17 protein-coding genes are annotated in these 18,898 nt (G+C 72.6%); 7 read left to right on the top strand and 10 right to left on the bottom strand.

Going from position 1 to position 18,898, the window contains the following annotated elements; genetic code table 11:
• Nucleotides 1-14: 14 nt before the first annotated feature.
• The 5 genes from ACQPZW_RS21700 to ACQPZW_RS21680 form a co-directional block, all read right to left on the bottom strand.
• On the bottom strand, nt 15-2,789 hold the full coding sequence (locus ACQPZW_RS21700; protein WP_433797591.1) for a PQQ-dependent sugar dehydrogenase: 2,775 nt from the start codon (nt 2,787-2,789) through the stop codon (nt 15-17).
• A 504-nt stretch (nt 2,790-3,293) separates the two neighbouring features.
• Nucleotides 3,294-3,713, bottom strand: a complete 420-nt coding sequence (locus ACQPZW_RS21695; RefSeq protein WP_433796746.1) for a hypothetical protein — start codon at nt 3,711-3,713, stop codon at nt 3,294-3,296.
• A 154-nt stretch (nt 3,714-3,867) separates the two neighbouring features.
• Entirely contained in the window at nt 3,868-4,446 is a 579-nt protein-coding gene (locus tag ACQPZW_RS21690) for a GIY-YIG nuclease family protein (RefSeq protein ID WP_433796745.1), read from the bottom strand.
• A gap of 45 nt (nt 4,447-4,491) precedes the next feature.
• Nucleotides 4,492-5,304, bottom strand: a complete 813-nt coding sequence (locus ACQPZW_RS21685) for an ABC transporter permease (RefSeq protein WP_433796744.1) — start codon at nt 5,302-5,304, stop codon at nt 4,492-4,494.
• Nucleotides 5,301-6,266, bottom strand: a complete 966-nt coding sequence (locus ACQPZW_RS21680; protein ID WP_433796743.1) for an ATP-binding cassette domain-containing protein — start codon at nt 6,264-6,266, stop codon at nt 5,301-5,303. Before ACQPZW_RS21680 ends, ACQPZW_RS21685 begins: the two co-directional genes overlap by 4 nt.
• Before the next feature lie 48 nt (nt 6,267-6,314).
• Between ACQPZW_RS21680 and ACQPZW_RS21675 the strand changes: the two genes are divergently transcribed.
• Nucleotides 6,315-6,857, top strand: coding sequence for an EXLDI protein (locus ACQPZW_RS21675; RefSeq protein WP_433796742.1), 543 nt, complete (start codon nt 6,315-6,317; stop codon nt 6,855-6,857).
• 2 nt (nt 6,858-6,859) lie between these two features.
• Here the strand turns inward: ACQPZW_RS21675 and ACQPZW_RS21670 are convergent, their stop codons facing one another.
• Complete coding sequence (locus ACQPZW_RS21670) at nt 6,860-7,777, bottom strand: DUF389 domain-containing protein (RefSeq protein ID WP_433796741.1); 918 nt, start codon at nt 7,775-7,777, stop codon at nt 6,860-6,862.
• 104 nt (nt 7,778-7,881) lie between these two features.
• Here ACQPZW_RS21670 and ACQPZW_RS21665 point away from each other — a divergent pair, with 104 nt between their 5' ends.
• Entirely contained in the window at nt 7,882-9,885 is a 2,004-nt protein-coding gene (locus ACQPZW_RS21665; RefSeq protein WP_433796740.1) for an amino acid transporter, read from the top strand.
• Between the two features lie 33 nt (nt 9,886-9,918).
• Here ACQPZW_RS21665 and ACQPZW_RS21660 read toward each other — a convergent pair whose 3' ends face one another.
• Nucleotides 9,919-10,773 carry a helix-turn-helix domain-containing protein gene (locus ACQPZW_RS21660; protein ID WP_433796739.1) on the bottom strand — a complete coding sequence of 285 codons (855 nt, stop codon included), beginning with the start codon at nt 10,771-10,773 and terminating at the stop codon, nt 9,919-9,921.
• A 76-nt stretch (nt 10,774-10,849) separates the two neighbouring features.
• Between ACQPZW_RS21660 and ACQPZW_RS21655 the strand changes: the two genes are divergently transcribed.
• From ACQPZW_RS21655 to ACQPZW_RS21635, 5 genes are all read left to right on the top strand, one after another.
• Nucleotides 10,850-11,608: a nuclear transport factor 2 family protein gene (locus tag ACQPZW_RS21655; protein ID WP_433796738.1), complete on the top strand. Its 759-nt coding sequence runs from the start codon at nt 10,850-10,852 to the stop codon at nt 11,606-11,608.
• Nucleotides 11,609-11,685: 77 nt separating this feature from the next.
• Nucleotides 11,686-11,883 (top strand): hypothetical protein, encoded by a 198-nt coding sequence (locus ACQPZW_RS21650; RefSeq protein ID WP_433796737.1) that lies wholly within the window; start codon nt 11,686-11,688, stop codon nt 11,881-11,883.
• A gap of 198 nt (nt 11,884-12,081) precedes the next feature.
• Nucleotides 12,082-12,759, top strand: coding sequence for a hypothetical protein (locus ACQPZW_RS21645; protein WP_433796736.1), 678 nt, complete (start codon nt 12,082-12,084; stop codon nt 12,757-12,759).
• Between the two features lie 91 nt (nt 12,760-12,850).
• Entirely contained in the window at nt 12,851-13,207 is a 357-nt protein-coding gene (locus ACQPZW_RS21640) for a hypothetical protein (protein WP_433796735.1), read from the top strand.
• A 134-nt stretch (nt 13,208-13,341) separates the two neighbouring features.
• On the top strand, nt 13,342-13,764 hold the full coding sequence (locus ACQPZW_RS21635; RefSeq protein WP_433796734.1) for a hypothetical protein: 423 nt from the start codon (nt 13,342-13,344) through the stop codon (nt 13,762-13,764).
• Nucleotides 13,765-13,922: 158 nt separating this feature from the next.
• On the opposite strand, the gene ACQPZW_RS21630 is transcribed toward ACQPZW_RS21635, so the two are convergent.
• The 3 genes from ACQPZW_RS21630 to ACQPZW_RS21620 form a co-directional block, all read right to left on the bottom strand.
• Nucleotides 13,923-14,336, bottom strand: a complete 414-nt coding sequence (locus ACQPZW_RS21630; RefSeq protein WP_433796733.1) for a cellulose binding domain-containing protein — start codon at nt 14,334-14,336, stop codon at nt 13,923-13,925.
• Between the two features lie 316 nt (nt 14,337-14,652).
• A complete protein-coding gene (locus ACQPZW_RS21625) occupies nt 14,653-16,323 on the bottom strand; it encodes a nitrate- and nitrite sensing domain-containing protein (protein WP_433796732.1) in 1,671 nt (556 codons plus the stop codon).
• Nucleotides 16,320-18,797: a LuxR C-terminal-related transcriptional regulator gene (locus ACQPZW_RS21620; protein ID WP_433796731.1), complete on the bottom strand. Its 2,478-nt coding sequence runs from the start codon at nt 18,795-18,797 to the stop codon at nt 16,320-16,322. The genes ACQPZW_RS21625 and ACQPZW_RS21620 overlap by 4 nt, the downstream gene beginning before the upstream one ends.
• Between the last annotated feature and the right edge of the window lie 101 nt (nt 18,798-18,898).

Below are 18,898 nucleotides of genomic sequence, written 5' to 3'. Positions count from 1 at the left end.
GGCCGGGGTTCCTCTCATGGCGTGGTCCAGCGCTGGTTGGTGCCGCCGTGACAGCTCCAGATGATCAACTGAGTGCCGTTGGCCGAACTGCTGCCGTTGGCGTCGAGGCACTTACCCGACGGGGTGTTGACCAGGGAGCCGTTGGATCCGGCGGTCCAGTTCTGCCCTCCGGAGCCGTTGCAGGCCGACAGTTGCACCAGGCTGCCGTCGGCCGTCGCGCCGCCGGCGACGCTCATGCACTTGCCCAGCGACCGCCAGGTGGTGCCGTTGCGGGTCCACTGCTGGTTGGTCCCGGCGTTGCAGGTCCACAGCTGGATCTTCGCGCCGTCGGCCGAGCTCGCCCCGTTGACGTCGACGCAGGCACCGCTCGCGCCGACGATCCGGCCGGTCGCCCCGCCGCCGGGGACGGCCCCGAACGTGAAGGCGTCGAGGTCGAACAGCGTGCCGGTGCCGCCCTGGAAGGTCAGGTAGAGGGTGGTGGTGCCGGCCGGGACCCCGGACAGGGTCGTCGACACCTCGGTGAAGGTCTCGTAGCTGCCGGTCACCGGCACCGTGACCGTCCCGAGCACCGTGCCGGTGGCCGAACCGGTGCGGACCGAGAGGGTGCCGCCGGCCCCACCGGACGAGACCCGGGCCGTGAACCGGTTCTCGGTGCCGAGGGCGTAGCGCGGGAAGGCGATCCAGTCGCCGTTCTGGATGTCGCCGACGGTCCGGCCGCCCTCCGCGGTCGCCTTGTCGTAGAGGCCGGTGCCCGACTGGGTGGTGCGGTGTTCCGCCTGCCGGTGCCGGGGCTGCAGGATCTGCTGCGTGTGCGTGGTCAGAGCGGGCTGGTCACCGGCGCCCCGGTCGGTGTACTCCGCGTCGAACACCGCGTACAGGTTGGCCGCCGTGTCGTGCTCGCCGTCCACCGGGATCTGCAGCGTTCCCGAGCACCCGGTGCTCGAGGTGATCGCATGCGCGTGGTCGTCGTGACCGAGGTAGTAGCTCACCTTCACCCGGCTGCAGTCCACGGTGCCGTCCTCGGGGTCCGAGACCGTGACCGTGTAGGGCACGTTGTCACCGAAGGTGAACAGCGCTCCGTCCGCCGGCGTGTTCAGCGTGACCGTGGGTGCGGTGTTACCGACGGTGATCGTCACCGAGGCGTTCGCCGTCAGTCCGGCGGGATCGGTCACGGTGAGCGTCACGGTGCGCTGGCCGTTGCCGGTGAAGGTGTGGCTGGGGTTCGCCGCCGAGGAGGTGCCACCGTCGCCGAAGCTCCACGCGTAGCTCAGGGCGCCGCCCTCGGGGTCCGCCGAACCACTGGAGGAGAAGGCGACGGTCAGGGGTGTGGCGCCCGAGGTCCGGTCGGCAGCGATGCGGGCGGTCGGGGTCTGGTTGTTGCCGGCCTGGTTGTACTCGATGCGGTACAGGGCGGAGCTCGCGTCGCCACTGCCCCAGCCGGTGCCGTAGTCCAGCACGTACAGGGCTCCGTCGGGTCCGAAGGCGCTGTCCATGATCTGGGTGCCGCGCCAGGGGAACTCGCTGATCTGCCCGGCCGACCCGTCGGCGTTGACGTCGATGCTCTTGATCCAGCGCCGGCCGAACTCCGTCGCGAAGTAGTGACCGTCGAGGGCCGCCGGGAACTTGACGGTGGACGGGTTCGCCGCGTCGTAGCGGTACACCGCGCCACCCATCGGCGACTCCGAGCCGCAGCCGAACGCGGCCAGTGAGCAGTTGTCGTATTTGATCCACGCCGGCCGGGCCGCCGGCAGGTTGGTCAGCCCGGTGTTACGCGGCGAGTTGTTGACCGGCGCGGCGCAGTTGAACCGGCTCCCCGAGGGCCCGGACGGGAACGTGTAGTCGACATAGGTCTCCGCCGTCGTGTTCGACCCGGTGCAGTAGGGCCAGCCGTAGTTGCCGGCGGAGGTGATCCGGTTGAACTCGACCTGGCCGGCCGGGCCGCGCGTCGACGTGGTCGTGCCCGCGTCGGGTCCGTAGTCGGCGACATACAGCGCGCCGGTCGGCTTGTCGACGCTGAGCCGGAACGGGTTGCGCAGACCCATCGCGTAGATCTCCGGCCGGGTCCGGGCGGTTCCCGGCGGGAACAGGTTGCCCGCCGGGATCGAGTACGTCCCGTCCGGGTTCACCTTGATCCGCAGCACCTTGCCGCGAAGGTCGTTGGTGTTTCCGGCGGTGCGCTGCGCGTCGTAGACCGGGTTGCGGTTGGAGCGCTCGTCGATGGGCGTGTAGCCGCCCGAGTCGAACGGGTTCGAGTCGTCCCCGGTGGACAGGTAGAGGTTGCCGGCCGCATCGAAGTCGAGGTCGCCGCCGACGTGGCAGCACATGCCACGACTGGTCGCAACCTCCAGCACGGTCACCTGACTGCCGGTGTTGAGGGTGAAGTCGGCGTTGAGGGTGAACCTGGCCAGCCGGTTGACTCCGTTCCACGCGGAGAAGTCGGTGCCGGTCGCCGGCGCGTCACCGGCGGGAGTCGACAGAGGTGGCGCGTAGAAGAGGTAGACGAACCGGTTCGTGGTGAATCCGGGATCCACCGCCACCCCCTGCAGGCCCTCCTCGTCGTGGGTGTAGACGGGCAGCGTGCCGATCACGGTGGTGACACCGGCCGCGGTGGTGCGGCGCAGGACACCGTTGCGGGCCGTGTGCAGCACCGAGCGGTCGGGAAGCACCGCCATCGACATCGGCTCGCCCATCTCCGAGACTCCGCGAGCGAGCTCGACCTGCTGGAAGTCGGCGGCGACGACCGGATGGGCGGTGGCCGGCGACACCGGGCCGGCGATGGCCGCCAGCATGCCGGTGATCAGAAGAACGGCGGCCGCTGCCGCCGAGATCGCGCGCCGCGGGGGCGCAGCGGTGCGGACTTCGCGCACCAGGCGCGCACCGGGCGCGCGGCGGCTGAGAGAAAAGGGCATGAGGGACTCCATCGCACGGGGGAGGTCGGGGAGCGTGCGGTCGGATCGTCACCCGCTCGCCCGTCGGCGGAGAGGTGATGGCAACGCGGTGTGGGGATGGCGGGAGCGCTCGGCGACGCTGAGTGCCCGCATATGACGTATGACCTTTGCCAGGCCGACGTTAAGACGGCGTTTCCGTCCTGTCAAGCGAAGAACGTCAATCAATGAATTCCGGAATCCGGCCAATCTGGTGCCGGAAAAAATGTCACGAACGCGGCCCCGGAATAGTCGCGTTGACATATGAGAATGCAGATCCGATGCTGGCCCTGCCAACTACAGACGGGCAGCCTCAGGCCGACCCGGGTTGCGGGGCCCGGCCGCCTGTGACCCCCGGACGCCCGGTGGTCAGACGGGATACTGCGGCGGCAGGCGGCCCTCCTTGCGGTACCGGAACCACAGTCGCCATGCCTGGACGCTGAGAGCGGTGGTCCCGATCGCCGCGAGCGCGGCCCCGACCGACATGCGATGACGCGGCGCGTCACAGGTGTCCTGGATGGTGTACGGATCCGAGGCCACATACCGGATCTCGACCGTGGCGCCGGGATCCTTCACCTCACAGGTCGCCGGCACGGTGTTGGTCTCGATCAGCCTGCCGTCGGACGTGGTGAACCTGACGGTGTGGTTCTCCGTCTGGCCGAACCTGTCGGTCCTGATGACCTCGCCGGTGACCACCACGCCCTCCTCGGCGAGGTGGTATGCGGTCACCGCGGTACCCGCGAAGTACCACCAGGCGCCGACGGCGATCCCCGGCAGCAGGAAGCGCAACCACCAGACCTTCCGAAAGGCGGCGCGGCCCGGCCGGCGGTCGCCCTCCGCTCTCGCCGTGTCCCCCATCGGCAGCCTCCATTCGCGACCCTCGATTCCGGCCCTGTGGTTGCCTGGTCGCGGTGGATCGAAACCTCCCCCGGGGAGCGTGCCGTCACGACTCGGCGGGCGGATGGCTCGAGGCGTTGTACGCCTTCTTGGCGGCGACCACGGCCGGCTGGACGTGATCGGGGTCGACGCCACTCACGTTCAGTGGCGGGTGCAGGCGCCGGACGAGAGTGGCCTCGACGGACACCGGCTCCGCGTCCTGTGCCCAGGTGAGCTGCAGGTTCGCGTGCATCCAGGCGGTCAGCCGCGTCTCGTCCTCGGGGATCAGGACGACCCGGTCGGTCCAGGTGGTCCGGTAGCCCTCGGACAGGAGCAGGCCGGCGAGGGTGCGCCGCAGCGTCGAGCTGCCCGAACGCCTCAGATGGTTGCGCAGGATCCGGGCCCGCAGGCTGCCGGCGCGGCCGAGATAGAGCAGCCGCAGCGACGGCACGCTCGCGTTCGGCGGGCCGGGCAGGTCGGGCAGGACCGACGGAGCCGCCCACCAGGCGTACACGCCGCCGCCACGGCCGAGTCTCTTGACGGCGGCGTCGAGCCGCACCGGCGGCTCCGACAGCAGGCGTAGAGCGGCCTCCGCCCGGGCCAGGGCGGGCGAAGGGCCGTCGGGTCGAAACTCAGGAGTAGTCATCGAGGCCATGGTAGGGCGGTCCCGGCGGCGGCCCGGTGGCTGCCATCAGGCGGAACGGGCATGGCGGAAGGTGCGGACGGCCAGCGGGACGAAGATCAGCAGCAGGGCGGTGAGCCACAGCAGCGCCCAGGTGGCCGGGCCGGCGGGGGCGGCGCCGCCGATGGTGAGGCCGCGGACGGCATCGACGACGTGGGTGACCGGGTTGTGCTCGGCGAAGGCGCGGACCGGGCCGGGCATGGTGGCGGTCGGGACGAACGCCGACGACGCGAACGTCAGCGGGAACACCCAGACGAAGCCGGCGGACTGGGCGGTCTCCGGGTTGCGGACGGACAGGCCGATCCAGGCGCTGATCCAGGAGAAGACGAACGAGAAGGCCAGCACCAGCAGGAAGGCGGCACCCCACTGCCAGGCCGGCTGGGTGGGGCGGAAACCGACGAGCAGACCGACGGCGATCATGACGGTCAGGGTTCCGATGTTCATGACGAGGTCGGCGACGGTACGGCCGAGGAGCACCGCCGAGCGCGCCATCGGCAGGGACCGCAGCCGGTCGACGACGCCGCTGCCGAGGTCCTCGGTCAGGCCGAGACCGGTCACGAGGGCACCGAAGATCGCGGTCTGCACGATGATGCCGGGCATCAGGAAGTTGACGTAGGAGGTGGCGCCGGTGTCGATGGCGCCGCCGAAGATGAAGCGGAACAGCAGGACGAAGATGACCGGCTGGACGAACGAGAACACGATGTAGGTGGGGCGGCGCAGGGTGCGGCGCAACTGGCGGGCGGCCATCACGCGGCTGTCGGACAGGACGGCGGCGAGCGTGAGCCGTTGCCGGCCGGCGCGGGTGACGATGCCGGTGCTCATCGGGTCTCCTCGAGGACGGTGGTGGCGGCGCGGCCGGTCAGCGACAGGAACACGTCGTCGAGACTGGGCCGGGTGAGCTGGATCGTGGCCACGGTGACGCCGCCGCGGTCGAGACGCCGGAGGGCCTCTGCCGAGGCTTCGGGGCGCGTCACCCGTACCGTCAGATCTGCGGAATGCGGGTCGGTGGTGACGGCCGCGCCGACGTCGGCCAGCAGCGTCGCCGCGTCCTCGACCCGGGCCGGGTCGTGCAGCCGGATGTGCAGGATGTCGGTGCCGATGCCGGCTTTGAGCTGTTCGGGGGTGCCTTCGGCGATCACCCGGCCGGCGTCGACGACGGCGATGCGCTGGGCGAGCCGGTCGGCCTCCTCCAGGTACTGGGTGGTGAGCAGCACGGTGGTCCCTTCGGCGCGCAGCTCGTCGATGATCGTCCACAGCTCCAGGCGGGCGCGGGGGTCGAGGCCGGTGGTGGGCTCGTCGAGCAGGAGCACGGGTGGGCGGCCGGTGAGACTGGCGGCCAGGTCGAGGCGTCGCCGCATGCCCCCGGAGTAGGTGCCGACGCGCCGGTCGGCAGCGCCGGTGAGGTCGAAGCGCTCGAGCACGTCGCCGGCGCGACGGCGGGCCTCGGCGCGGGGCAGCCGGTAGAGGCGGCCGACCATCTCGAGGTTCTCGCGGCCGGTCAGCTCCTGGTCGACGGCGGCGTACTGGCCGGCGAGGCCGATGGAGAGGCGGGCCGACAGCGGGTCGGCCACGACGTCGTGGCCCATCACGCGTGCGGTGCCGCGGGACGGGCGCTGCAAGGTGGACAACACCCGGACCAGGGTGGTCTTGCCGGCGCCGTTGGGGCCGAGGACGCCGAGGACCGTGCCCGCGCCGATGCGCAGGTTCACACCGTTCAAAGCGGTGACCTTGCCGTAGGCCACTGCCAGGTCCTCCACGAGAACCGGATCCGTGTACGTATGCATGTACGTAGTCGTACACGTATGAGTACACTCCTGTCCAGAGGGGGTCCCATGCCGAACAAGACCATCTACATCGCCGACGACGATCTGCCGCTGCTGCAGCAGGCCCAGGAGTTGACCGGGGGCAACCTGTCCGGAGCCATCGTCACGGCGCTGCGCCGCCTGGTCCAGGTCGAGCGGGCCAAACAGGCGGGATATGACGAGATCACCGTCAAGGTCGGGGTCGGCAGCTCGTCGATCAAGCGGTTCCTCGGCATCGCCCTGGGCGAGTGGACGGCGTCGGCCAACGAGGGTGAGGAGACGTATTCGCTGTTCCGCACCAGCGGAGGCCGGTTGGCCGTGCACCACTCCCGCTCCGAGCTGACCACTCCGGTCGGGCCCAACGCCGAGCGCAGCCGGAAATGGTCGACGGGATGGCGTGGCTGGATCGGCGACTGGTCACCCGACCAGGCCTGGATGCGCACCCCGGCCCAGGCCACGTTCTCCGTCGTCGACACCGTCGAGGAGCTGGAGCCGCTGCTGCCTGCCGAGCTCTACGCCCTCGCTCTGCAGACCATCCGGGAGGAGCCGGAGGTGGAGGACCTCGACATCTGAGGTCAGCGGCGGCGCCAGGCCAGACGCTGGACGAGCAGGGTCAGCACGCCGGCGAGGATGATCGACGCCATGTTGATCACCAGTTGCAGCATCGACCCGTACGCCTCGTCGCTCACGCCGTAGGCCACCGCGACGGCCGCGTTGGCCGCGGCCGGGACCGTGGTGACCGAGATCAGCACGCCGACCAGGGTGCCGGCCTTGGCCGAGGTCAGCGACAGGATCCCGGCGATGCCGCCGAGGAAGCCGATCACCCACGACAGGGCGTCGGGCCGCCAGATGAAGTCGGTCAGCGGCCGCTCGGCCAGCAGCATCGACTCGTTCACCAGACCGGCCGCGGTGAGCAGCCACACCGCGATGACGGTGACGACCATGCCGACCGGGAATCCGACGGCGAGCGCCACCGTGGACCGGCGGATCAGGAACGGCTTGCGCCGCACGAGACCGACGCAGAGCGCGGCGAGCGGACCGAACTCCGGCCCGACCACCATCGATCCGACGATGAGGATCGGCTGGTCCAGCAGCACCCCGATCGCGGCGATCACCATGGCGACACTCATGAAGGTGAGGAACGCCACCGACAGGCGGGTCTCCTCCCCCGTCTGCTGCTCGATCTCGTGCCACACCACGGCGTCGACACCCAATCCGGGGGTACGCCGCGCGGCGCGCTCGGCCGAAGCGGACATCGCGGCGTCGACCTTCTCCACGACGATGGCGCCCCGACCGCCGACCCCCAGCTCGCGAAGCCGGTCGAGCACGGCGGTGGCGCCCTCCCGGACCACGTCGAACTCCACCACGTCGCCCGCCGGGTCCTTCGCCGCCGACGGCAGCACCACCAGATGGGTGACCGCCTGATCGCTGAGGAGGAACTGCTGGAGGCGCCCACTCAGCGACGGCGGCGTGATGACCCGTACATGCAGCATGGCGGCAGTTTAGAGAAACGGGCCTCGGGTGATCGTGGCTGGACGTCCGGTCGTAGCGTGACCCCGGCGGCACGACGCCGCCGACGACAGTGTGGAAGTGAGCCATGGAGAAGACCACCACCGAGGAGCCCGCCGAACCGGGGTATGCGATACCCGCGGTCCTGGACACTCCGGCGCAGGAGCACCCACACACCGGGACACTGGCGACGTGGCTGCTCAAGCACCGGGTGCAGCCGGTCGGCCCGGCTGCCGGGGAGGCGCACGCCGAGCAGCATCCCTGGTGGAAGGTGATGTGCCTGACCGGCGTGGACTACTTCTCCAGCCTCGCCTATGTGCCGGCGATCGCCGCGGCCGCGGCCGGTGCGGTGTCCCCGCTGGCGACCCTGCTGATCGTGGCGCTGACCCTGCTCGGGATGCTGCCGATGTACCGGCACGTCGCCCGGGAGAGCCCGCACGGCGCCGGGTCGGTGGCGATGCTGGAGCGACTGCTGCCGTTCTGGCGGGGCAAGGTCTTCGTGCTCGTGCTGCTCGGGTTCGTCGCGACCTCGTGGATCATCACGATCACGCTGTCCGCCGCCGACGCGAGCCTGCACGTGCTGGAGAACCCGCACGCGCCGCAGGCCCTGCACGGGCACGCGGTGGCGCTCACCGTGACCCTGCTGCTGCTGTTGGGCGGGGTGTTCCTGCTCGGCTTCAGCGAGGCGGTCAGTGTCGCGATCCCGCTCGTCGCGATCTTCCTGGCGCTGAACGCGGTCATCATCGGCGTCGGAGTCGCCGAGATCATCGGATCACCGGACGCCTGGTCGGCGTGGACGGCCGAGCTCACCTCCGGCGGTGGCGGCTTCGGTGACCTGCTCGTTCCGGCGCTCGTCGCGTTCCCGCTGCTGGTGCTGGGCCTGTCCGGGTTCGAGACCGGGGTCAGCATGATGCCGCTGGTCGCCGCGGACGGCGAGAACGCGGAGCAGCGGCTGAGCTCGCGGATCCACAACACCCGCAAGCTGCTCACCGTGGCCGCCCTGATCATGAGCGTCTACCTGCTGGCGAGCAGTTTCGTCACGACCCTGCTGATCCCGGCCGCCGAGTTCGCCGAGGGCGGCGACGCCAACGGGCGGGCCCTGGCGTGGCTGGCGCACGAGCAGCTCGGCGAGGCGTTCGGCACGGTGTACGACATCAGCACCGTGCTCATCCTCTGGTTCGCCGGCGCGTCGGCGATGGCCGGGCTGATCAACATCGTGCCGCGCTACCTGCCCGGGTACGGCATGGCCCCGGAGTGGGGCCGCGCGGTCCGCCCGGTCGTGCTGGTCTACACGGTCATCAGCGTCGCCATCACGATCGCCTTCGACGCCGACGTGGACGCGCAGGCCGGCGCCTACGCCACCGGCATCCTGGCCATGATGGTCTCCGGCGCGTTCGCGGTCACCGTGTCCACGTTCCGCCACCACCGGCCGCTCGTCGGCGCCGGGTTCGGGCTGCTCACCGCGATCCTGGCGTACGCCCTGGTGGAGAACGTGATCGACAAGCCGGACGGCATCGCCATCTCGGCGATGTTCATCGCCGGGATCATCGTCGTCTCACTGATCTCACGGGTGTCGAGGACCACCGAGCTGCGCACCGACCGCATCGAGTTCGACGACGCCGCACGCCGGTTCATCACCGATACGCTGGCCTACGACGGGCGGATCAACCTGATCGCCAACCGCCGTCAGGCCGGCGACGCCGACGAGTACGCCCAGAAGGAACGCGAGCAGCGCGGCGACAACCCGGTGCCGGGCACCGCCGACGTCATCTTCCTGGAGATCGACGTGGTCGACCCGTCCGCGTTCAGCGACGTCCTGAGCGTGCACGGGGTCGAGGTCGACGGTCACCGGGTGCTGCGGGCCGAGGCCCCGGCCGCGCCGAACGCCATCGCCGCGATCCTGCTCGCCCTGCGCGACAGCACCGGGGTCCGCCCGCACTGTCACTTCGCCTGGGCCGAGGGCAGCCCGCTGGTCCACATGGTCCGCTACTTCCTGCTCGGGCGCGGCGACACCGCCCCGGTCACCCGGGAGATCATCCGCGAGCACGAGACCGATCCGGCCCGGCGACCCGGCATCCACGTCGGCGCCTGACCGACCGCCCCACCAGCGGCGGCCCGGCTGACGTCAGCCGGGCCGCCGGACGGCCGCGCGGAAGGCGATCGGGGTGACGCCCGCCCGCTGCAGGAAGTACTTGCTGAAGTTGGTGGCACTGGTGAACCCGAGCCCGGCGGCGATCTGTGCCGCGGTCCGGTCGCTGTGCGCCAGCAGCCGCTTGGCCTCCAGGATCAGGCGGCGGTCGATGAAGTCCTTCGCGTCGACACCGGCGGCGGCCCGGGTCGCCCGTGACAGGGTCCGCGCCGACCAGCCGAGCCGGCGCGCGTAGTCGTCCACGCGCCGGGTCCGGGCGAAATCCCGCTCCACCGCGTCCCGGAAGCGCAGGAACGTGTCGTCACCGGACGGGCCGTCGGCGGTCGGCGCCAACTGCAACACCAGCACCGCCAGCAGATGCCGGAGCACCGCCTGCCGTGCCTCGATCGGTCCCCGCCCCGGCGCGGCGAAGACCCGGCTCAGGTGGGCCGCCGAGTCGGCGAGGGCCGCCCGGTCCACCGGATCCGGGTCGTGGACGACTCGTGCGTGCGGATCGTCCAGGCGCACCGCGGCGGCCGTGGCGGCGTCGAGGAACTCCGGCTCGAACAGCACCAGTGTCCCCTCGGCCCCGCCCAGGTCACCCCACTGCTGCACCTGACCGGGCCGCACCCACATCCAGCGGCCGGGCGTGAGCGTGTGCCCGGTGAAGTCGAGGGTGTGCTCCAGCGACCCGCTGCGCAGGCACAGCAGGTGGTGGAAGGTGGGCCGCCGCGGCTCGGCCGTGGCCCGCCCGCGCAGCCGTGCCAGCTCCAGCACCTCGACCCCGCCCGGCGTGCCGACCGGCGCCGCGAACCCCAGCTCGGCGATGCCCTGTCGGTTTTTGACCATCATGAGTCGCCAGGCTACCCGGTTACGTCCGTTTTTCGCTCCTACCGTGGACGCAACAGCACAGCACGAAGGAGCAGCAATGACCGCCAAGGAAACCGTCCTCACCGCCGCCGCTCAGCTCTTCGGCGACCGCGACCCGTCCGCCGTCGACCGCTGGGTCTCCGCCACCTACCGCCAGCACAGCGCTCTCGCCACCGACGGTCCCGACGGGCTGCGCGCCCTGGTCGCCGGCCTGCCCGACGACTTCCGCTACGACCTGCACCGGGTCCTCGCCGATGGTGACCTGGTCGCCCTGCACGGCACCTACCACGGCTTCGGCCCCGAGCCGCTCGTCGCCTTCGACGTCTTCCGCGTCGAGGACGGCAGGCTGGCCGAGCACTGGGACGCCCTCACCCCCGTCGTCCCCCGGACCGTCTCCGGCCGCTCCCAGACCGACGGGCCCACCGCGATCGACGCCCGCGCCGACACCGAGGCCAACCGCGCGCTGGTCACCGGCTTCGTCGAGACCGTCCTCAAGGGCGGCAAGACCGACGCCGTCACCGACTTCCTCAGCACCGAGACGTACCACCAGCACAACGTCGGCATCGGTGACGGCCTCGACGGCCTCGGCGCCGCCCTGGCCGCGCTCGCCGACCAGGGCGTCAGCATGGTCTACACCGAGCTGCACCGGGTCATCGCCGACGGCGACCTCGTCCTCACCGTCTCCGAGGGCGCCTTCGGGCCCACGCCGACCGCGTTCTACGACCTGTTCCGCGTCGCGGACGGCCGGATCGTCGAACACTGGGACATCACCCCGCAGATCCCGGGCACCCTCCCGCACGGCAACGGCCTGTTCTGACCCACCAGGCCCCTCCCGGACCTGCACGAGCCGTTCCAGCCACCGCGCCACCCGCCGGCGCGCCCGAGCTCGACGACGTGGCGCGGCGCCTGCCGCCCCATCTCGCCGGCGACCGGCCGCGCCGGCACACCGAGACCCGGCATCCGCGGGCACAGGTGCGCGACCTGCTCACCGTCCGCGGTCCCGGGCCTTTCACCCCCGAGGTGGTACGGCCACCCGACTCGTTGCTGTCCGGAGGGCGGGCCGGCCGTCGCGTGGTGACGGTCGCATCCTGACCGGGCCGCCGGCCGCCACCGCTCATCGCGCGCATCCGGTATCCGGGACCGAAACGCTCAGCAGTCGTCGTCGTCAGGCATGGGGTAACGGGCGGCCACCGCGAGCGCCTCCTCCCCTCGGCCGCTCAGCGTGCTCCACGGCGACGCCGGATCCATGCGGGACCACCTGGTGGAACCCGTCGATGTAGGGTCTCGCTGGTGGATCACCAGAACCATCCCACGCCGCTCCCGGTGGCCTACCCGCTCCCGCCCGCCGCCCCCGGCTGGAACGGCAAGACCAACGGCTTCTCGGTCGCCGGTCTCACACTGTCGATGATCGGCTGTGGCAGCCCGCTCGGCCTGATCTTCGGGATCATCGGGCTGCGGCAGACCAGCCGTAACGGCGACCGCCGCGGACGTGTCTTCGCGATCCTGTCACTGATCGTCGCCGTCGGCTGGTTCGCGTTCTTCGCCTTCACCACGATGAAGGCGCTCACCAGGACCGTCCCGGACCAGTCGGAGCGGGACGCCTCCGGGGTCATCCGGATGGAACAGCCGATCCGCTTCGCCGACCTGCGGCCCGGCGACTGCGTCAAGGGCAACCGGGGTACCGCCGAGCACGACCTCGTGGCGCTGCCGTGCACGTCACCCCACTACGGCGAGGTCTTCGCCCTGTACACACTGCCCGACGGCTCGCGGGTGAAGCCGTTCCTCCCGACCGACGAGGCCACCGCGGGCTGCGTGTCACGCTTCGAGGCCTACGCCGGGACGAGGCTCCAGGAGGACCGCCAGTTCGTGACCGGCTGGACACTGAGCTCGCGCAACCGCGCCGAGACCCACAACGTAGTGTGCATCGTCGACCTGGCAGCGGCCGGCACGGGCTCGCTGCGCCGCTGACCCCGGCCGGCACGGCGCGTTCGCTCTCTACCGGCCCCGAGCGAGGCCGGTCTACAGTCGCGGCGGGTGCGGTGGGCTGGGGAGGACGACAGTGGACCTGACGGATGCTGAGGTGCGGCGCCGGCTGCTGGCGGCGGGGCCCGTCGGGGATTGGGAGACGCTGCCCGGCACGCACACCGCGCTGATGTTCGACACCGTCCGGTTCGCGGCCGACGGCACCGGCGAGACCCGCAGCGACAGCATGCTCGGCGGGGAGATCGTCGAGCGGTTCACCTGGTCGGTCGTCGGGCCCGGTCTGCTGACCTGCACCGCCGACGACGAGGTCGAGACGGTCGGTGTCCGGTTCGAGCAGCGGCACAGCGATGTCGGCGTCTTCTGGGTGATGTGCGATCCGGGCGGCGAGGGCTTCTGGCATCTGGCGCTGCCGCTGGTGCCGCGACGAGGGTGACGCTCCGATACATCTACGATCGTCACCGGCGCCGGTCGGCACCTCCGGGCGGCCACCAACGGGGAGGATCCACCATGGCACAGGGCACGTTCGGGTACGGGAGACAAGCGGCGACACCACGCAGCGTTCACCTGGTGGCGGCAGGTCTGGCGTTGCTGGGCATCCTGAACATCATCCGGTTCGTCGTGCAGACGGCGCTGACGTTCGTCGGCGACGAGTGGTCCACCGGGGCTCGGGCGATGTTCCTGATCCTGAACGTCATCCCGCTCGCCGTCTCGATCTTCTTCCTGCCGCTGGCCTATCAGCTGGACCGGGGCCGGCCGTGGGCGTGGGTCACGGCGATCGTGCTGGTCTCCCTGACCACCATCGTGGGCGCGTTCATGCTGCTCGTCATGCTGGCGGCCGGATCCGTGCTGCTGGGCCTGGCCATGTTCCTCGCGCCGCTGGCCGTGCTGCTGGGGCTGACCGTGCCCCGCTCGGTGCGCGGGTTCTTCCCCCGCCGGCCGGAGCCCGCCCCGTACGCCCCGTACCCGCCGCAGGGTCCATGGACGTCCTGACCGGCGAGCCGGGCAGGGCTGCGCGGGAGCCCGTAGTCGCCCACCCCGTCCGCGTCGGCGGGATCACCGGCTGACTCGGCGGGGCCTCCGCCGCCCGAGGACGCCACGAGGCGAACGGGATAGCGCTGACCCGGCGGGACCTCCGCGGCCCGGGGACGTCACGAGGCGCACGGGACGGTGTCGATGCGGCAGTCGGCGGGGGCCGCGTCGATCAGGGTGGCGCCGTGGACCTCGAAGGAGATCGCCACCTGCTCACCCGCCGGGACCGACGTGGTCGTGTCGTCGGGGACGAAGGTCCACACGGCTTCGTTCTGCGTGGCGGTCGCGCCCTTCACCTGGTTGATCCGGAGGGTCGACCGGGGCAGCGTGACGGTCAGGGTCCAGCCCTTGCGCACGGCCGGGCCGGGATTGGTGACCGTCACCTCCGTCCGGTAGCCGAGCAGGCCGACCACGTACGGCGTGGTGGTGTAGGTGGCGGCCAGCGGCGCGGGGACCTCGCTCGCGCCGGCCGACGGTGACGCCGTCGGGGAGGTCGCGATGCCCGCGGCGCGGGCCGGTGGTGACGCCGACACGGGCGGTCGCGAGGTGACGGCCGAGGTCGGTGCGGCCGACGGCGACGGGTCGGCCGGTGCGGGGGCCGGTCTGGCAGTCCGGCGGCCTGCTCGGGTCTGACCGAGTCCCGGTACGGCCGGACCACCACCAGCACGACCAGCAGCACCGTGACCGCGACCGCCCCGAGTGCCGCGACGACCAGCAGGAACCGCCCGGAGGTGGTCCGCTCGCCCCGGGCCGGACGAACCCGGGGCTCGGGTGACGGCCCGGTCAGCAGGCCCGTCGCCAGCCGCCACACGGCGTCGCGGATCACGTCCATCGGGGTGCGCCGCCCGCTCATTCGACGACCGACTGCAGGTCGGCGCGTGGTTCGGCGCCGTTGGCGGGGCGGCCGGTGACGAGGCTCGGCGGGATGTGCACGGCGGCGACCAGGCCTCCGTCGAAGCCGTTGTGCAGTTGCACGGTGACGTCCTGGCGGGCCGCGAACCGGCCGGTCGCCCACAGGCCCCACCAGGTTCCCCCGGGTGGCGGTTCGGGGGCGGCCATCACCTCGTGGCCGGTGGCGAGGTCGTCGTCGGTCATGCCGGGCCCGGAGTCGGTGACGGTGAGCAGGTATCCGGACGGGTCGTGCCGGCCGTCGACCACGATCCGCGAGTCGGCGGGGGCGAACGTGGCGGCGTTCTCCAGCAGCTCGGCGAGCAGGTGGATCAGGTCGGTGGCGGCGGTGCCGGCCAGGTAGGCCGACTCCACGTCGGTGCCGGCGATCCGGTCGTGGTCGCCGATCTCGGCGGCAGCGTCGCGGACGACGTCGGTCATCGGCACCAGTCGCTGCCACTGTCGTTCGGGGACCCCGCCGGTCAGGGTGATGCCCTTCTCCACGTTGCGGCGCAGCCGGGTGCCGAAGTTGCCGGCGCGGCGCAGATCGGCGGCGGTCTCCTCGTCGCCGGCACGGCGGGCCAGCGCGTCGAGCAGCCGCAACTGCCGCTGCAGCAGGCCCTGGTTGCGGCGGTCGAGGTCCTGCAGCAGGCCGCCGGGGCGGTGCCAGGGCCCGGACACGGCCGTCGTCTGCGCGGTCGTGGCGGCCGAGGTGCCGGCGCCGCGACCGCGGCGGGCGGCGATCAGCAGGCCGAGCAGGGCGACGAGTCCGATGCCGCCGATGGCTCCGGCCCACACGGTGGCGGTGACGGCTCGCGGGGTGGCGGCGTCGGCGGCCTCCCGGTTGGCGCTGTCCTGCAGGTCCCAGAGCGCGGTGTTGAGCTCGTTGAACGCCGGTGACCAGGCGGACGGGTCGGGGATGCCGTCGGAGGAGGCGGCCAGGTCGTCCTCGATGCGCTGCAGACGGATCATCGCCGTCGAGCCGGCCACGTCCCGGTGGCGTCGTGCGGCGGAGTCGGGGAGGGCGGCGCCGGCGGTGGTGAACAGGACCCGCCGGGCGCCGGCCAGCCGGGTGAGACGGATCCGGTCGTCGTCGGTCGGACCGCGGCCGGCCGAGACGGCGGCGAGCAGGGCGTCCTCCTCGGCGAGGATCTCCCGGGAGCGGCTGAGGGCGAGGATGCCGCCGACCATGGTGTCCTGCGGCGCCGCTCCGGCGGGGTCGATGACGTCGGTGTACGCGGTGACGGTCTCGCGCCGGTCGAGGCGGCCGGCGTCGACCGAGGCCCGGAGCCCGGTGAGCGCCTCCATCCGTCCCAGGAGGTCGTCGGCCGTACGGTCGGAGGCGGAGGTGGTGAGACGGTCGAGCCAGGACCGGTCCGCCTGCCGCAACCGCTCGGCCGCGTCGTCGGTGCGTCCGCGCTGGGCCGTGAGCTCCAGGATGGGCCGGTCGGTGACCGACAGCCGGCGTTCGGCTTCGAGGGCGAGGACGGCCTCGTCGATCGGACGGTCGAGCCGGTCGGCGGTGATGCGGTCGGCGAGCGCCCGGACGGCGTCGGTGACGGCGGGCACGGCCGCGGCGGCCCAGAAGGCGACGAGCAGCACAGCGCCGATCGTCCTGATCCGGCGGCTCACGCGGTCGCCTCGGGCTCGCCGATGAGCTCGCGCAGGCGGCTGAGCAGTTCGTGCCGGTCGCTGCAGCCGAGGCGCTGCCGGATGCGTGCCATGTGATGCTCCACGGTCTTCGCCGACAGGTAGAGCCGGTCAGCGATCTGCTTGTACGTCATTCCGGCCAGGACGAGGGCGCCGACCTCGCGTTCGCGGGCGCTGAGCAGGTGCTGGCCGCCGGCGGGGTCGGGGCGGGTGCCGCGGTCCTGCATGGCGCGGGCCGAGTCGAGCAGCAGGGCCATCGCGCGCCGGTCGGAGGTGCGGATCGCGGCCTGCCCGGCGAGGCGGGCGCCGTCCCAGGTGAGACCGGCGAGGCTGAGGGTGCGGGCGGCGGCGACGACGGATTCGGGGTCGGCGGTTCCGGCGAGGACGTCCAGCCAGACGGCGGCGGCGGCGGCGAACGCGGCGGCGTAGGCTCCGGCCGTGCGGGCGGCGTCGAGGTGGTCGGCGTGCCGTCGAGCGGTGTCCCGGTCGTCGGCGAGGATCGCGGCCTGTAGCCGGTACCAGTGCGGCAGGACCGTCCACACCGGCGGGTCGCCGAGGTCGGCCAGGAGGCGGTCGGCGTCGGCGAGGTGCCCGGCGACCCGGTGGGAGTCGCCGAGGCGGGCCGCGGCGACCGCCAGTTCGCCGAGCGGCAGCAGGTTGAACAGCTCGACGGGCTGGCCGATGAGTGCCTGGCAGGCGTCCGGCCAGGCGCTGCGCAGACCGATCAGGTCGCCGTTGCGGCGGGCCAGTCCGACGCGCAGCGCGGCGGCGAGCAGGTCGTCGCGGCCCTGGGCGGCGGTGGCCGCGACGGCGGCGGGCAGGCGCTGTTCGACGTCGGCGAGGCGGCCGCGCAGCATCAGCACCCAACTGCGCAGCAGGTGGTGGCGGGTGGCGAGCAGGGCGCCGCCGGTGCCGCGGTGTTCGGCGCGGGTGAGCAGCGTGTCGGCGACGTCGAGCTCGGTGCAGTGCATCGCCAGGAGGGCGCCGGTCGCGGCGGGGCTGTCCGGCAGCAGCACGGCGGGGCCGGCCGGGTCGATCAGCGTGGCGGCCTGGACCAGGGTGGACAGGGCGGCGGCGGGTGGGCCGGTCACCGACTCGGCGGTGCCGCGGGCCATCAGGGTCGCGGCGGCGCTCAGTGAGGTGGGCGGCCGGGCCGTCAGGGTCGCGGCGGCGCTCAGTGAGGTGGGCGGCCGGGCCGCGGTGTCGTCCGGCTGGATCAGGCGTTGCGCGTCGGCGAGGCGGCCGACGGCGATCAGGCCGACGGCGGCGAATCCGGCGGCCACGTCGGTGCCGGCCCATTCGTAGAGGCGGACGGCCTGGGCGGTCTGTCCGCGGTGGGCCAGGATGGTGGCCGAGACGTAGGCGGCCTCGGCGCGTTGCTGCGGTGTTCCGGCGGCGAGGACCTGGTCGGTGAGGCGCGAGGCGTGGTCGAGGTCGCCGGCCAGGGCGGTGGCCAGGGCGCGGCGGGAACCGGTGGTGCGCCCGGCGCCGGCCGCCGCGGCGAACAGCTCGGCGGCCAGGGCCGGGTCGTCGCCGAGCGCTTCCTCACCGGCGGCCTCGTAGACGTGGCCGAGACCGCTGCCGGCCGCGCCGGGGACCAGGCCGGGTGCGGCGCCGACCCGCAGCAGGGGGCGGACCAGCGGCAGGACCGGGCCGCCGCGGGCCATCTGCAGGGCGGCGAGACGCTGGCGTACGTCGATGCGCTGGCTGATCGGGCCGAGCGCGGCGATCGCGCGGCGGGCCAGGGGCACGAGGGTGCCGTCGGCGGCGAGCATGCCGGTCGCGCGGCCGGCGTCGACCAGCTCGGCGACGTCGGCGTCCGCGTCGAGGACGGCTGCGACCAGGTCGAACGACAGTCCGGCACCGGCTTCGACGGCGAGCAGCAGGGTGCGGACGGCGGGTTCCAGCTCGTCGAGGTCGGCGGCGAACGGGGCGAGCGCCGCGACCGGGACCTGCCGCGGGCCGGCGGCGGTGGTGGTGAGGGCGCCGGCCAGCCGGGTCACGTAGCGCGGGATGCCCGCGGTCTGCGCGGCCACCCAGGCGACCAGCTCATCGGTGGGCGTGGCCAGGTGTGCGGCGATCTCGATGGGGGTGAGCGTGGTCAGGGTGATGGCGGGGCCGCCGCGGCGGAGCACTTCGAGCAGCCGTAGCAGCTCGGGGCGGCGGGGCCACGGCCGGTGGGCGACCACGATCCGGGCGTCCGGGTGCTCGGCGTACGCGCGCAGGTCGTCGAGCTGCTCGGCGGTGAGCAGGTGGGCGTCGTCGATGAGCAGGACGTGGGCGGTGTCGGGGGTGCGCGGCGGCCAGGGGCCGGTCACCGTCATCCCGGCGTCGCGGTAGACGTCGGTGAGCTGCCGCAACAGGGTGGTCTTGCCGTAGCCGCCGGGCCCGGCGATGCCGGCGTGCAGCGGCGCGGCCGGGTCGGCGGTGACCCGGGCCAGGACGGAGGTGGTCATCGGGCGTCCGCCCGGATCGCGACGCGCTGGACCGGCGGGCGGGGCGGGGCGAGCTGCGGGGACGAGGCGGCCGGGAGGACGGCGAACGCGTCGGTGGGCCC

The organism is Actinoplanes sp. CA-252034, from assembly GCF_050956125.1.
Lineage (GTDB): Bacteria > Actinomycetota > Actinomycetes > Mycobacteriales > Micromonosporaceae > Actinoplanes.
Note: the sequence above shows the minus strand (reverse complement) of the source record. Positions and strands in the feature narration are given on the sequence as shown.

What these genes read in the sequence shown, in the direction of transcription:
- ACQPZW_RS21700 (WP_433797591.1), bottom strand. Translation starts at nt 2,789, where the DNA reads ATGCTGGCGGCCATCGCCGGCCCGGTGTCGCCGGCCACCGCCCATCCG.
- ACQPZW_RS21690 (WP_433796745.1), bottom strand. Translation starts at nt 4,446, where the DNA reads ATGACTACTCCTGAGTTTCGACCCGACGGCCCTTCGCCCGCCCTGGCC.
- ACQPZW_RS21685 (WP_433796744.1), bottom strand. Translation starts at nt 5,304, where the DNA reads ATGAGCACCGGCATCGTCACCCGCGCCGGCCGGCAACGGCTCACGCTC.
- ACQPZW_RS21680 (WP_433796743.1), bottom strand. Translation starts at nt 6,266, where the DNA reads ATGCATACGTACACGGATCCGGTTCTCGTGGAGGACCTGGCAGTGGCC.
- ACQPZW_RS21675 (WP_433796742.1), top strand. Translation starts at nt 6,315, where the DNA reads ATGCCGAACAAGACCATCTACATCGCCGACGACGATCTGCCGCTGCTG.
- ACQPZW_RS21670 (WP_433796741.1), bottom strand. Translation starts at nt 7,777, where the DNA reads ATGCTGCATGTACGGGTCATCACGCCGCCGTCGCTGAGTGGGCGCCTC.
- ACQPZW_RS21665 (WP_433796740.1), top strand. Translation starts at nt 7,882, where the DNA reads ATGGAGAAGACCACCACCGAGGAGCCCGCCGAACCGGGGTATGCGATA.
- ACQPZW_RS21660 (WP_433796739.1), bottom strand. Translation starts at nt 10,773, where the DNA reads ATGATGGTCAAAAACCGACAGGGCATCGCCGAGCTGGGGTTCGCGGCG.
- ACQPZW_RS21655 (WP_433796738.1), top strand. Translation starts at nt 10,850, where the DNA reads ATGACCGCCAAGGAAACCGTCCTCACCGCCGCCGCTCAGCTCTTCGGC.
- ACQPZW_RS21620 (WP_433796731.1), bottom strand. Translation starts at nt 18,797, where the DNA reads ATGACCACCTCCGTCCTGGCCCGGGTCACCGCCGACCCGGCCGCGCCG.